Raw genomic sequence first — 14,227 nt, forward strand, 5'->3', positions numbered from 1 at the left:
CAATTATTTAAAATTTATAAATTTTTCTAAAAGCCCTAAAACAAAGAGAATTACGAATTTTCTGATAGTAAAATTTTAACATTTTTTATCTTCTGAAAATGTAATTTTTTGACTCAAAAAAAGAGCGGTTTTCCAGTAGAAAAACCGCTCTTCGAAAAGTGTTTACTTTATTTCTTATTTATCATCCGAAATATAGGTTTTATTACCATTAGAGTTGATGTAATATCTTCCTCCTCTTGGCCCAGTGTACACTTTTTTACCATTATATTTTCCAGTCACTTTATCCGGAGTTCTTGGCGCTTTTTCGTTGGATACTCTTTCTTTGATTACTTTTTTTGTCTTTGCTTCTACTTTATTAACAGCAGCTCCAGTTTTTCCGGAAGTTGATTTTGCAACTCCAGTTGCCGAAGCACTGTTTTCTTTGGCTTTATAGCGTTTGTCAACTGTTCCGTCTTTTTTAAGCTTAACATCTTTTGCGTCATCTTTATAACGCTTGTCCGGGGTTCCATCTTTTTTAAGCTTAGGTGTTGTTACTTTAACTTCAGTTTTAGCTTTCGTTTTAGCCTTAACTACTTTTGTTTCCTGAGCATTTGTTGCTGCTATAAAAACAAAAAGGAAGCACAATAAAAATAATTTTTTCATGATATTTTATTTATTGGATTATATGGATAAAATTAAGAAAAAAATAAATGCAATACCATTCAATAATGTTAAAAATATGCTCTTAATTGTATATTTCCTGTGTGAATAGTTTGGCTGGTTTCAGTTTTTCTGCCTTGATAGATAATGTTGATATCCAAAAACTGCGTTAGATTTTTTTGAAGCAACAATCGCCAGGTCATATTTTTCCCAGGCTGTAATCCTTCCAACATTTGAAATGCCACAGCAGATTGGGCATTGCCCTCGAATTTATTCTGATACAAAGAAAACTCTCCATTCATCGTAACTTTCTTATCATTGGCATAAGAAAAAGAAGTCCCAAATCGGTTCTGCAATAATTTTTCAGAATTCCCAATTTGATTTTCTTTGTTTTGGTATTCATAAAAAACATCCCAACTCGCATTTTTATTGAATAAATAAGAAATCTTTGGGCCAATTTGATAGCCCTCGACTTTATAATTTTTGCTGCTGTAATTTTCAGAAGTCAAATCAGATTTCGAAGTTTCGGTTCCCAAAGTAAAAAGCCATGTTTTTTGAACTAAATGCGAATATTGCAACTGATGCGTGCTGTTTTCATTTTCCTGCGAACCAACAGAGAGCAAGTTCTTAATTCGGTTTGTGATGAATGTATAGGTTACAGAATGTTTCTGCTTTCCTCTATTGTAAAACAGACTATTTCTAAAACTCGTATTCAAGCCCAAAAGATTTTCATCTGAAGTTGAAAACGGATTTAAGTCAAAATTGTCGCCGTTTCTCTTTATTTTTCGCTCGATTAAAAAAGATGTCTGGTTATAAAAATGGGACAAAACCTGTTTGAATCCTGCTGCATTTTGCCATTGACTCGGATTTAAAGTCACCGCTTGTGAAAATTTATTCTGATGCGTTTTTACAAATGTCTGATTCGGTAAAAACACACGAACATATTTTGCCTGATCCGGAAAAGCAGCAACTTCAAACTCTTCCAATTCCTGAATGCCGTTGCCGTTGTAATCAATCCAAGTGTAAACTCCTTGTCCTGGCTCGACTTCTAAATACGTGAATTCCTGTTGCGCGATTGTTCCCGAAGTAGTTTCATAAGCTGTTGTAACCAGCATCAGTTGGTTAAAATATTTGTCGTTATACAACAATCTCGAATTCAATGAAGGCTCGTTTTTTCTTGTGTTATCAACGTATTTCAGATTTCTGTAATTGACAAACAAAGACAAATCGCTTTTCTTGTTTTGCAATAATTTCGATTTCAAATAATAAGATTGCGACGTATTTACTCTTTGCAAAAAACCATTTTGCAAACTATCATTAAGACGTTGTAAATAACCTAATTCCACAAAAACTTTGGTACTGTCGCCGCGTCCAACAAAAGCGCCATATTCGGTAAAACGCTGGCTCAAAGATGATAATTGCTGTGCTGCAACTAATTTCTCTTTATTGTTCTCGAAACGCAGACTACTGCCAATCCAATTCTTTTTAAAGTTATAACGAACCTGTGATTGGTTTCGGATAAACGTTGAATTGGAGTATGTTCCGTCACTTTTTAGGTAACTGCTGTTTTGAAGAATATTCCAATTGTTAAGGTTGAACAAGCCATTAATGATATGACGGTTTCCCGAAAAACTTTTGGAGAAATCCAGTTTTTCGAACTGATAGGTTAGCTTTCCTTTTTTGGGCAGAACGAAATCCAAACCGTTAATCAGTAAACTTTGATTGCCTTCAAAAGTGGTCAAATTCCAGTCGCGATTAAACTCGATATTGAACAAACGTTCAATGGTTTTGAAATTTTCCTGCAAATACTGATAATTTCCAAAAGCGTCAATTTCCCATTTTTTGGTAAATAAGCGTTGCTTGAAATTCAGTTTCCCGGCAACACCTTTATTATTGTTATCATCAATAGCAGAATACAAATTCAAATCATTATTGCTTACACCGACCTCAAAATCAATCGAAGTTTTTTCGCCCGGATTGTATTTCCCTAAAACAGTTGCAATTTGGATTTTTGTAGGCGCTACCAAACGTGTTATCGGTTCATAATTTCCTTGCGAAATCCCGGCTATAGGCTCTACATATTGGTAAATTTTACCAATTGCGGAAGAATTTGTCAAAATATAATTCCCAAGATTATTCCCAACCAAAGTAAATCTCACGTTGTATAATTCATCTGTAGAAACATTTGAATATTCAAAAGCTTCTCCGCCGGTAACTATGATTTTTTTGTACAGAATTTTATTTTCTGAATACGAATCCGGATACGCTGATGGTGCATTCATCAAATTGATATTATCTCCGGCGTTACTCAAAATCGCAACTTGTTCTGCGTTTAAATTTTGTTGCAGCGGTTGGTTTTTCACATCATTTTCAGAATATAAATAACCGCCCAAACTCCAATTTTTTGCCTGATGATTAGTTCCGGCATAAGTCACAAATCGAGTATAATTCCTATCTGAATATTGGTATTCAATGACAATCCGCATTTCAGAAGTTATTGGAAACAGCGATGTAAATGTTATTTCTCCAGCATTATAATCGATAATATAATCATTGCTTTCGCCTCGCTTGCGCAGAATTCCATTGACGTAAACCCGTTCCGAACCCGAAATGACCAAGACATATAGTTCCCCATTATTGCCCCGTAATTTATATGGGCCTTGATTTCCTTCCTGACCAGTGAACGCACTTTTCGCATATTGTCCGCGTACCAAAGCTGCCGAAGCAAAAATATCAGTCTTGTTTTCTTCGCCGCCAAAAGTGAAATGCGTCGAAAGTCCCTGTACTTTTTTATTGAAATTCAGAAATTTTGACTGTCGGTTTTCAAGAAATAAATCGCCGGCACGAATATTCCATTTATCTGTAAACAATTCGATGAAAATCTGGTCGAATTCATCGAGTTTTTGGGAATATCCATTATCCTGAAGCGGAATATTGGAATCCTGAATCGAAGCGCGAAGCGAGACTTTATCAGATATTTTTCCTGTGATTTGCAAATCGAGATTGGAACTTACCGAAGCATTTTGGTTGTTTCCAATCGTAACGCCACGCGTGATGCTTCCCGAAGTATTCAAACCGTCAAACGGCACAAATTTTTTGATAGAGCGATTGACTTTATACAAATTGCTGCCGTCATTGGCAACAACTCTGTCCTGGTCATAAATGCTATAGGTTTTGGTTAACTGCTCCGGAAATTTGAAATAACGAACCGTCAAACTATCCTGAGAAGTAAATCCGTTTTTAAAAACCAGTTTTCCTTTTTTGAAATCAATTTTATAGAAACTTGTATCAATTTCCTTGCCTTCGGAGTTTTGTAATTTGAAGAAACTTGGACTGATGCTGACCTTTTCAATCTCGATTGTATCATTGGAAACGGCAACTTTTTTACTGTTATATAAGGTCTTGATTTCCTGAGCCGAAAGCTGGGAAAAACTTATGAAGACCAACAATAAAAAAAGTTTTTTTAGCATACATATTATAAACGTAAAAAAGCTGTTTTGAGTATAAAAATTACTCTTTCGTCACAATCTGCATCGTTTCTCTTGAAATTTGCTTTAGCAAAACGGTTTTGTCTTTTTCGACCATTTCTGCTGCTTCTTTTGTAAAATGCCTGATGGTAAAAAGCGATACATTTTCATTGTATGAAACTTTGAATTTTTTGGACAAAATGTTTTTTGCCTCATTGAAATTACCAAATTTATCTTCGATACAAACCGAAAAGCTAATCGCAGAATTCTGAATCAGGCTAACTTTGATTTTGTATTGGTGGAACATTGCAAAAATCTCGCTGATGTTTTCTTCCATGATGAATGAGAAATCGATAGACGATAATGAAATCAGCAATTGATCTCTTTTTACAATAAAACAAGGTGTTTTTGGCTCTAAATCTTGACCTTTTGAGACGCTTGTTCCAGGCAAAAGTGGATTCACAAAAGACTTTACAAACAACGGAATTTCCTTTTTTTGTAACGGCTGTAATGTTTTTGGGTGAATTACCGAAGCTCCGTAAAACGCCAGCTCGATTGCTTCGCGATATGATATCTGATTCAACAGCACTGCATTTTCAAAATAACGCGGATCGGCATTCAAAACTCCGGGAACGTCTTTCCAAATCGTAACACTTTCGGCATTTAAGCAATAGGCAAAAATTGCAGCGGTGTAATCGGAACCTTCGCGACCCAAAGTTGTAGTGAAATTATTTTCGTCCGAACCTAAAAATCCCTGAGTGATGTTAAGCGCTTTTTTCTTAATTCCTTTTGAAATGATTTGTTGTGTTTTTTCCCAATTAACTTCTGCATCGCGATAAGTTGCATCAGTTTTAATAAAATTCCTAACGTCAATCCAGTTGTTTTTTAAACCCGCGTAATTGAAATAATGGCTTACGATTGTAGTCGAAACAATTTCTCCAAAGCTCACAACCTGGTCATACACAAAGTTATAATTTGGCGATTTATTGCTTCGGATAAAATATTCTAAATCGGCAAAATGACTGTTTACCGCATAAAAAACGTCGTGGTCTTCATCGTCAAATAAATCCAACAAAATTTGGTTGTGGTACTTTCGAACATCCTGTAAAGAAGAATTCAGTTCACCTGATTTTTCAAAATAATTCTTGATTACAATTTCCAGTGCATTTGTGGTTTTTCCCATTGCTGAAATCACCAAAAGTGTGTCTTCGTGACCTACTTTTTCCAATACGCTAAATACATTTTTTATTCCTTCAGCATCTTTTACCGATGCGCCACCAAATTTAAAAATTCTCATTCTTCTAATTTTAAAATTCCAATAATTAAAACTCCAAATTCCAATAATTGGAATTTGGAATTTGATTTTTATTATTTGGCTTTCAAATTTTCTAAAAAATTTGAAATGCCTGTTTCATCCATTTGCGCTACTCGCCAGTCGTCTAGAATTCTTGCTCCCGATTTGATATAAAAATCGATTGCCGGTGTGTTCCAATCGAGCACATTCCATTCTATTCGGCGCACTTTATCCAGTTGGCCTTGCTCGATAATTTTAGAATACAACGCAAATCCCAAACCTGAGCCGCGCATTTTTTCTTTGACAATCAAATCTTCCAAATGAATGGTTTTGCCTTTCCATGTTGAATAGCGATAATAATATAACGCTATGCCAACAATCTCATTATTAACCTCAGCTACGAAAGTGTGAAACAATGGATAATCTTCAAATCCGTCTCGTTCTAAATCGGCAACAGTTAGCACAACCGCATCGGGTTCTTTTTCGAAAGTGGCTAATTCCTGAATTAAATCAAGAACGGCTTTCATATCTTTTTTTTCTCCTTTTCGGATATTCATTTGTGTCAAATTTTACGCAAAAATACAATTATTAATTTCTTCGCGAAATAGATTTTTTCTTTGGCAAATTTATCGATATTTGCACAAACAACTACAACGATTTCGGAATGGAAGAACGCAACAAAACCTTAGGTGAATTTATCATCGAAAAACAAGAAGAATTCAAATATTCTTCGGGAGAATTATCCAGAATTATCAATTCCATCAGATTAGCAGCTAAAGTAGTAAGTTACAAAGTAAACAAAGCCGGTTTGGTTGACATTGTTGGCGCTGCCGGAGAGCAAAACGTTCAAGGTGAAGACCAGCAAAAACTGGATGTTTATGCGAATAATATTTTTATCCAAACCTTAATCAACAGAGAAATTGTCTGCGGAATTGCATCGGAAGAAAACGACGATTTTATAACCGTAGCTGGTTCTGACAAAAGCCATAGCAATAAATATGTTGTTTTAATGGATCCGCTTGATGGTTCGTCAAATATTGATGTAAACGTTTCTGTGGGAACTATTTTTTCTGTTTACAGACGTGTTACACCCGTTGGAACTCCGGTCTGTACAAAAGATTTTCTACAACCAGGCACGCAACAAGTTGCCGCTGGTTATGTGATTTATGGAACTTCTACGATGTTGGTTTACACAACCGGTCATGGCGTGAATGGGTTTACTTTAAATCCCGCGATTGGAACTTTTTACTTATCACACCCAAACATGCAGTTTTCAAAAGACGGGAATATTTATTCCATCAACGAAGGAAACTATGTTCATTTTCCGCAAGGTGTAAAAGATTATTTGAAATATTGTCAGCTGGAAGAAGGCGACAGACCTTATACTTCACGCTATATTGGAAGTTTGGTTTCCGATATTCACAGAAACATGATTAAAGGCGGAATTTATATTTATCCAACGAGTTCAAAAGCACCAAACGGGAAACTCCGTTTGTTATACGAATGCAATCCGATGGCATTTATTGCTGAACAAGCCGGCGGAAAAGCTTCTAATGGTTTTGGAAGGATTATGGAACTTGAACCAACCGAATTACATGAACGCGTTCCGTTTTTCTGCGGAAGCTACAATATGGTCGAAAAGGCTGAATCTTATATGGCGAAGTATAGCTAATTGTGGTTGCAGAGTTTCAAAGTCCCAAAGTTTCAAAGTTTTTAACTATTTGATACAAAAAAGCCGACATCAAATGATATCGGCTTTTTTGACTCTGTAACTCAGCTGCTTTGCAACTTTGCTACTATTTATTCATATGAGTCATTTCGTAAATGAAAGAATCTAAATCTACATTCAGCATCAATAAGGACATTGCCTTATCAACAATAAAAGAAACGTTTCCCGGTGTAAATCCAAGTGCTAAAGCAAATTTAGTCAGGATTTCTTTTTGTTTTGGTCCAAGAATATGATCTGCATAAACCATTCTTGACAAATCATACAAACGCTCCAAACGTTGTATATGCAAATAAGGTGCATTGATTGGGTATTTCAAAGGATTTTCCAAAATCTCTTCATATTCTGCTGCCGAAATTTCTAAACGAACTGCCAGTTTATCAAGGAAATCTTTTTCTTCTCTGCTCAAATCGCCATCGGCAATTGCAACACGCACAATTGCTGAAAAATGACCTTTATTTCTACTTTTAAATTCGCTATCAAATAAATCTGAAAATGACATAATCTTATTGGTTTTAAGATGCAAATATAATTCAAAATCCCCTTTTTTGGAAATGGAAATCAAAAAATGTTTTTCATCGATTTTAGGGTTTATTTTTTATGGCAAAACAAAATAAATTGTAAGTTTACAAAGCCAAACAACCCAAATACTATGTCAGATTTCTTGATTTACTTCACTATTGGATTAAAACACATGTGGAATATTCTTGCCTACAATGATGTTTTGTTTCTTTTAGCGCTCACCGTTCCTTATGAATTCAAATCATGGAAAAGAATTCTGATTCTTGTTTCATTATTCACCGCTGGGCATACTTTGGCGCTGATGCTTTCCGTTTTTAATGTTATAGCGATTAAGGTCAATATTGTAGCTTTTATCATTCCGATAATTATTCTTATAACCGCTTTATACAACATTCTTTCTTCAGGAAAATCAAGCAAAAAAGACGGTATTACCTTTATCGCGATTGTCACTTCGTTATTCGGAATCATTCACGGATTGGGTTTTGCTAATTATTTGAATGCGCATCTTTCCGGAAAACCAACCGATAAGTTGTTGCCTCTTTTTGAATCTTCACTTGGGTTTGGCGTATCACAAATCATTGTGGTTCTTTTGGCTTTACTACTCGCTTATGTTGTTCAAACCTTACTCAAATTCTCAAAACGCGACTGGATTTTAATTGTTTCTGCCTTTGTAGTCGGCGTAGTAATCCCGATGATTATCAGAAGTGAAATTTGGGTTAAATAATTAGAATTGAAGCGAAAGGTTTCGGTATATTTGCTGTCCATATTTCTGTCTCGTCTGCATGACGAGAGGCTAGATGAAAAACCTTTTGATTTTAAAGAATCCTGCAAAAGATTCTGAAACAAGTTCAGAATAAATGAAAGAAACAAAACAACTCAAATACGATATTGCTTATCTAAGAATTGCTGCCGAATGGAGCAAACTTTCCTATTGCAAACGCAAACAGGTTGGAGCCATTATTGTTCGTGACCGAATGATTATTTCTGATGGTTATAACGGAACACCGTCTGGTTTTGAAAACTGCTGCGAAGATGAAGAAGGATTAACACAATGGTTTGTGCTTCATGCCGAAGCAAATGCTATTTCAAAAGTAGCTCGTTCTACACAAACTTGTGAAAATGCGACTTTATACATTACGCTTTCTCCTTGCAAAGAATGCAGCAAACTAATCCATCAATCGGGAATCAAACGAGTTGTTTTTCAAAACGGGTATCGTGATAATACTGGTCTGGAATTTTTAGAAAAAGCAGGAGTTGCTGTTACTCAAATTGAAGATTTAAATCAATAAAAAATAATCCCGAATCTTCGGGACAGCATATATGAAATCAAAGGAAAAATACTTACCAATACTATTATTTGCATGCGTTGCCATGGGAGTTGTCATTGGTGGCATGGTTAATTTTCCGAAGCGAACCTTATCAAAACAAAACGCCCGAAAAGTCAAAATTGAACGACTAATCGATTTTATTAACGAAGAATATGTTGATGATGTCAATTCTGATTCAATTGTTGACATGACCGTAAACAGCATTTTGGCAAACCTCGATCCACATTCGGTATATCTACCTGCAAGTGAACAAACTTCGGAAGCCGAAATCATGAAAGGTGATTTTGTGGGTATTGGTGTGAATTTTTATATGTATAATGACACCGTTACTGTGGTTAAACCTTTAGAAAATGGACCAGCGCAAAAAGCAGGAATCCTTTCAGGAGACAGAATTTTATACGCAGATAAAACCAAACTTTTTGGCCGAAAATTGCCAACAGATAGTTTATTCAACAAACTAAAAGGCGAAGAAGGTTCTAATGTTTTGTTGACGGTCTTTAGAAAAAGTACCAACAAAAAACTAAAACTGAATGTTGTACGCGAAGTCGTTCCGATAAAAAGCGTTGACACTTATTTGATGCTCAACAAAACTTCGGGCTATATTAAAATAAATCGTTTTGCAGAAAACACCTATGATGAATTCAGAGCTGGTTTAGAGAAATTGAAAAAACAGGGAATGACCACTTTAATCATTGACCTTCGTGATAATGGCGGCGGTTATCTTGAAAGAGCTGTGTCAATTGCTGACGAATTCCTAAAAGATAAAGAGCTTATTGTTTTTACCAAAAATAGAAAAGGAACAGTCGATAAAACTTATGCAACAACAGAAGGCATTTTTGAAACCGGAAAACTTTATGTCTTAGTTGACGAAAACTCTGCTTCGGCAAGTGAGATTCTGGCTGGTGCTATTCAGGATAATGATAGAGGAACTATTGTAGGCAGACGTTCTTTCGGAAAAGGATTGGTGCAGCGCGAAATGGATTTTGATGACGGCTCGGCCGTTCGGTTAACGATTTCCAGATATTACACTCCAAGTGGGCGTTCGATTCAAAAACCATATATAAAAGGCGAAGGCGAAAAATACAGCCATGATTTTGAAACGCGTTTTGAAAGTGGCGAACTCTATGAAAAAGATAAAATAAAAGTCGCAGATTCGCTTAAATTCAAAACCAAGAAAGGCAGAACAGTTTATGGCGGCGGTGGAATTGTACCCGATATTTTTGTGCCGCTTGAAGTAAAAAAAGGAGAAGAGAATTTGGCTTATATTCTTAATTCCGGTATTGTAGGCCATTTCGTTTTTGAACAACTCGACAAAAACAGAAACTTATTCAAAGGATTGAAGTTTCAACAATTCTTAGCTCAAATGCAAAATGATGATAGTTACACTTCAAAATTTGAAGGGTATCTAAAAGGCGTTGGATTGGACATGAAATTGGAGAATAATAAAACTGTGGTCAAAAAATACATTACCGCTGAATTAGCCCGACAATTATTTGGCGAAAGCCAATACTACAATGTCATTCTTAAGGATGATACGATGCTGAAAGCAGTCTTGAAATAAACTATTTTTTTATCGAATCGTGGCTTTGTGAAGAAATTCCGTTATTCCACAAAGTCAGGATATCAGTAGCAACGGCAGCGCCACTTCCTGCTGCAATGGCTAACTGACTGCGCCAACCTGCAAGCGTTCCTACTACATAAATTCCTTCAGCAACTTTATGATCTTCATTTTTGAGTTGAATTCGTTGCTTTTCTGCTATTGCTTTTTTGTGTGGCTCAACAAAGTTCATCAAACCTTCAATATCAAAAGTGTTAGAATAGCCAATTGCAACAACAATGCTTTTAGTTTGATGCGAATTCTTATTGGTTGTAACCGTAAAGTTTGGAAATTCGCCTGATACTTTCAATACTTTTTCGCCTTCAATTTGAGTTACATGCGGATATAATTGTTGCAGATGTTCAGTACTTTCAGTCAATAATTCTGAACCTAATTTTCCTGATGGAACGCCATAAGCATTGTAAAATATAGCTTCCTGAAGTGAAGATATTTTTTGATGCGTGATAATTCCAATTTTTTTATCCTGTACAAATGCTTTTTTGTGAGCCGAACCCAAAACCAAAGCGCATGACAGACCTGAAACGCCTCCACCAATAATCAATACATCATACATAAGTTAAACTTTATTATATTGAAATTCCAAATCCCAATGCTTCAAAAAGTTGGAATTTGGTGCTTGAAATTTGTGATTTTAAATCTTTAGTGTTTAAGCTTTTCTTCGATTTTTTTTGACATTCTGAAAATCATAAGAATAAAAACGGCACAAAAAGAAGCTACGATGCCAATCAAAGCTACCATGCTGTTACCTTCAAAAGGATTTTTAAAATCAAGAAGAAAGATATTTACTATTATCAACGCAATAGCAATAAAAAGAAGAATGTTTGTGAAAATTTTCATGAACTACATTTAGAGGACAAAAATACTAAATTTTGGCATTACGCAAAGAGACCTTTAACATTAGCAGCGAATAATTTAACAGCAATCGCTAAAAGCACAATGCCAAAAACTTTTCTGATAATGCTCAGTCCGTTTTCTCCAAGCATTTTTTCAATTTTGCCCGAAGATTTCAGAACTAAATACACCAAAATAATATTCAGAAGTATGGCTACAATTATATTTATAGATTGAAATTCAGCTCGCAGTGAAAGCAATGTTGTCATTGTTCCGGCGCCGGCAACCAAGGGGAATGCAATCGGAACTATTGAAGCCGAAGTTGCTTTTTCGTCTTTGTATAATCTGATTCCGAGTATCATTTCTAACGCTAAAAAGAACAATACAAACGAACCTGCAACAGCAAATGAATTGGCATCAATACCAATCAATTTCAGGATTTCTTCACCTACAAAAAGAAACGCGATCATAATTCCGGCTGAAACCAAAGATGCTTTTTCTGATTGTATATGACCAAATTTCGCACGTAAACCAATAATCACAGGAATACTTCCGACGATATCAATCACGGCAAAAAGCACCATTGTGGCTGTGGCTATTTCTCTAAAATCGAAGTTCATAAATTACTTTTCCCAAAAGTACTAAATTCCAAAATGGAAATTCCAAATCCCAAATCTAAATTGGCTATTTTTGCAAGGAATTCAATCATTAATCCCAAATTCATTTATGTTTCAATTAGGCAAAACCATCGTTTCTGAAGACATCCTCGAAAAAGATTTTGTTTGTAATCTTTCGGCTTGTCATGGCGCGTGTTGTGTAGATGGCGATGCTGGTGCACCTTTGACAAAAGAAGAAACCAAAATTCTGGAAGAAATCTATCCAAAAGTAAAACCTTTTCTACGAAAAGAAGGTATAGAAGCTATCGAAAGACTGGGAACTTGGGTTGTGGGAACTGATCAGGATTTGGAAACACCACTGATTGATAACAAAGATTGTGCGTATGTGATTTTTGATGGAAAGACAGCGCTTTGTGGAATAGAACAAGCGTATAATCAAGGAATAATCGATTGGAAAAAACCAGTTTCATGTCATTTGTATCCGATTCGTGTAAAGGATTTTACCGAATTCGCCGCAGTCAATTATGACCGTTGGGATATTTGCAATCCTGCGTGTTTATTAGGAAAAGAACTTGAAGTTCCTGTATATAAATTTGTAAAAGAAGCTTTGATTCGAAAATTTGGTGAAGATTGGTATGCCGAATTAGAAAAAGTAGCCGAAGATTTAAAAAAAGAGAAATAAAAAAAGCCTAAATCAATTGATTTAGGCTTTTTTGTGGAGAATACCGGAGTCGAACCGGTTACCTCTTGCCTGCCAGGCAAGCGCTCTAGCCAAATGAGCTAATCCCCCAAAGTGTTGGGCAAATATATATTTTATAGAAACAAATAGCAATTCAAAACCCATCTTTTTAATAATTATTATAAATTTACTTGAACTAAAAAAGTAATTACCTTTGCAGCACCCGAGATCAAGAATTGGTCGAACGGATGAAATAAATTCAAAAGCATGAATAACATCAGAATCACCAAACAATTTTCTTTCGAAACTGGACATGCGCTCTATGGTTATGATGGCAAATGTAAAAATGTGCACGGGCATAGTTATAAATTGTCTGTAACAGTTATTGGACAGCCTATTTCGGATACTTCTAATGTGAAATTCGGAATGGTGATTGACTTTTCTGATTTGAAAAAAATTGTCAAAGAAGAGATTGTTGACGCTTTTGACCATGCTACTGTTTTTAATAAAAATACGCCGCATGTCGAATTGGCTGCCGAATTAAAAAAACGTGGGCATCATGTGATTTTAGTAAATTATCAACCTACGAGTGAAAATATGGTAACTGATTTTGCTCAAAAAATAAAAAATCGTTTGCCCGCTGACATTAAATTACATTCGCTTAAATTACAGGAAACAGATACTTCTTTTGCCGAATGGTATGCCTCAGATAACGAATAACTTCAACTATTGATGACTATTTCTCCAAACAAAAAAATATATTTTGCCTCCGACCAGCATTTTGGCGCACCAACGCCTGAAGAAAGTTTTCCGCGTGAGCAAAAGTTTGTCGCCTGGCTTGACGAAGTAAAAAAAGATGCCGAATGCATTTTCCTTTTGGGTGATTTATTTGATTTTTGGTTTGAATATAAAACCGTTGTGCCGAAAGGTTTTGTGAGAGTTCTGGGCAAATTAGCTGAAATCCGCGATAGCGGAATTCCAATTTATTTCTTTGTGGGCAACCATGATTTGTGGATGGGTGATTATTTTCAAAAAGAACTTAATATTCCGGTTTATCACGATAATCAGGAATATGAATTCAATGGAAAAACTTTTTTGATTGGTCATGGCGACGGAAAAGGCCCAGGCGACAAAGGTTATAAACGCATGAAAAAAGTGTTTACGAGCCCGTTTTCAAAATGGCTTTATCGCTGGCTTCATCCGGATATTGGTGTTACACTCGCACAATATCTTTCGGTAAAAAATAAACTCATTTCAGGCGATGCCGATGTAAAATTTCTTGGTGAAGAAAATGAATGGCTGGTACAATATGCCAAACGAAAACTCGAAACAAAACATTACAATTACCTTATTTTTGGTCATCGTCATTTACCAATGGTGCTAACTGTTGGCGAAAACTCACAATATGTCAACCTTGGCGATTGGATTGGCTATTTTACTTATGGTGTTTTTGATGGCAAGAACTTTGAGCTGAAGGAGTATTAAGGTCATCTCTAGATTTTCTTT

General features: G+C 35.6%; 15 protein-coding genes and 1 tRNA gene. 7 read left to right on the forward strand and 9 right to left on the reverse strand.

The window, feature by feature from the left end; genetic code table 11:
• Positions 1–174 precede the first annotated feature (174 nt).
• From ABIQ27_RS12250 to ABIQ27_RS12265, 4 genes are all read right to left on the reverse strand, one after another.
• The gene (locus ABIQ27_RS12250; RefSeq protein ID WP_348034186.1) at positions 175–642 is read right to left on the reverse strand and encodes a hypothetical protein; all 468 of its coding nucleotides are present in this window, start codon (positions 640–642) and stop codon (positions 175–177) included.
• A gap of 68 nt (positions 643–710) precedes the next feature.
• The gene (locus ABIQ27_RS12255; RefSeq protein ID WP_348034187.1) at positions 711–4,109 is read right to left on the reverse strand and encodes a hypothetical protein; all 3,399 of its coding nucleotides are present in this window, start codon (positions 4,107–4,109) and stop codon (positions 711–713) included.
• A 40-nt stretch (positions 4,110–4,149) separates the two neighbouring features.
• Positions 4,150–5,403 (reverse strand): aspartate kinase, encoded by a 1,254-nt coding sequence (locus tag ABIQ27_RS12260; RefSeq protein WP_348034188.1) that lies wholly within the window; start codon positions 5,401–5,403, stop codon positions 4,150–4,152.
• A 71-nt stretch (positions 5,404–5,474) separates the two neighbouring features.
• Positions 5,475–5,957, reverse strand: coding sequence for a GNAT family N-acetyltransferase (locus tag ABIQ27_RS12265; protein ID WP_348034189.1), 483 nt, complete (start codon positions 5,955–5,957; stop codon positions 5,475–5,477).
• Positions 5,958–6,064: 107 nt separating this feature from the next.
• Here ABIQ27_RS12265 and fbp point away from each other — a divergent pair, with 107 nt between their 5' ends.
• Positions 6,065–7,072, forward strand: coding sequence for a class 1 fructose-bisphosphatase (gene fbp / locus ABIQ27_RS12270; protein WP_348034190.1), 1,008 nt, complete (start codon positions 6,065–6,067; stop codon positions 7,070–7,072).
• A 124-nt stretch (positions 7,073–7,196) separates the two neighbouring features.
• Here fbp and ABIQ27_RS12275 read toward each other — a convergent pair whose 3' ends face one another.
• Positions 7,197–7,628, reverse strand: a complete 432-nt coding sequence (locus ABIQ27_RS12275; RefSeq protein WP_348034191.1) for a TerB family tellurite resistance protein — start codon at positions 7,626–7,628, stop codon at positions 7,197–7,199.
• 150 nt (positions 7,629–7,778) lie between these two features.
• Between ABIQ27_RS12275 and ABIQ27_RS12280 the strand changes: the two genes are divergently transcribed.
• The 3 genes from ABIQ27_RS12280 (at position 7,779) to ABIQ27_RS12290 (ending at position 10,537) form a co-directional block, all read left to right on the forward strand.
• Positions 7,779–8,372 carry a HupE/UreJ family protein gene (locus ABIQ27_RS12280; protein ID WP_348034192.1) on the forward strand — a complete coding sequence of 198 codons (594 nt, stop codon included), beginning with the start codon at positions 7,779–7,781 and terminating at the stop codon, positions 8,370–8,372.
• Between the two features lie 133 nt (positions 8,373–8,505).
• A complete protein-coding gene (locus ABIQ27_RS12285; protein WP_348034193.1) occupies positions 8,506–8,937 on the forward strand; it encodes a dCMP deaminase family protein in 432 nt (143 codons plus the stop codon).
• Between the two features lie 31 nt (positions 8,938–8,968).
• Entirely contained in the window at positions 8,969–10,537 is a 1,569-nt protein-coding gene (locus ABIQ27_RS12290) for a S41 family peptidase (RefSeq protein ID WP_348034194.1), read from the forward strand.
• A gap of 1 nt (position 10,538) precedes the next feature.
• Here ABIQ27_RS12290 and ABIQ27_RS12295 read toward each other — a convergent pair whose 3' ends face one another.
• From ABIQ27_RS12295 to ABIQ27_RS12305, 3 genes are all read right to left on the reverse strand, one after another.
• A complete protein-coding gene (locus tag ABIQ27_RS12295) occupies positions 10,539–11,147 on the reverse strand; it encodes an FAD-dependent oxidoreductase (RefSeq protein ID WP_348034195.1) in 609 nt (202 codons plus the stop codon).
• 86 nt (positions 11,148–11,233) lie between these two features.
• Positions 11,234–11,431: a hypothetical protein gene (locus tag ABIQ27_RS12300; protein WP_348034196.1), complete on the reverse strand. Its 198-nt coding sequence runs from the start codon at positions 11,429–11,431 to the stop codon at positions 11,234–11,236.
• A 38-nt stretch (positions 11,432–11,469) separates the two neighbouring features.
• A complete protein-coding gene (locus ABIQ27_RS12305; protein WP_348034197.1) occupies positions 11,470–12,045 on the reverse strand; it encodes a MarC family protein in 576 nt (191 codons plus the stop codon).
• Between the two features lie 106 nt (positions 12,046–12,151).
• Between ABIQ27_RS12305 and ABIQ27_RS12310 the strand changes: the two genes are divergently transcribed.
• The gene (locus ABIQ27_RS12310; protein ID WP_309614682.1) at positions 12,152–12,724 is read left to right on the forward strand and encodes a DUF3109 family protein; all 573 of its coding nucleotides are present in this window, start codon (positions 12,152–12,154) and stop codon (positions 12,722–12,724) included.
• 34 nt (positions 12,725–12,758) lie between these two features.
• Here ABIQ27_RS12310 and ABIQ27_RS12315 read toward each other — a convergent pair.
• Positions 12,759–12,832: transfer RNA gene (locus ABIQ27_RS12315), tRNA-Ala, on the reverse strand.
• A gap of 156 nt (positions 12,833–12,988) precedes the next feature.
• On the opposite strand from ABIQ27_RS12315, the gene ABIQ27_RS12320 reads away from it, so the two are divergent.
• Together ABIQ27_RS12320 and ABIQ27_RS12325 are read left to right on the forward strand one after the other, a co-directional pair.
• Positions 12,989–13,441: a 6-carboxytetrahydropterin synthase gene (locus ABIQ27_RS12320; RefSeq protein WP_348034198.1), complete on the forward strand. Its 453-nt coding sequence runs from the start codon at positions 12,989–12,991 to the stop codon at positions 13,439–13,441.
• Positions 13,442–13,453: 12 nt separating this feature from the next.
• Complete coding sequence (locus ABIQ27_RS12325; protein ID WP_348034199.1) at positions 13,454–14,206, forward strand: UDP-2,3-diacylglucosamine diphosphatase; 753 nt, start codon at positions 13,454–13,456, stop codon at positions 14,204–14,206.
• Positions 14,207–14,227: the final 21 nt, after the last annotated feature.

Source organism: Flavobacterium sp., assembly GCF_039916025.1.
In the GTDB taxonomy this organism is placed as follows: Bacteria; Bacteroidota; Bacteroidia; order Flavobacteriales; family Flavobacteriaceae; genus Flavobacterium.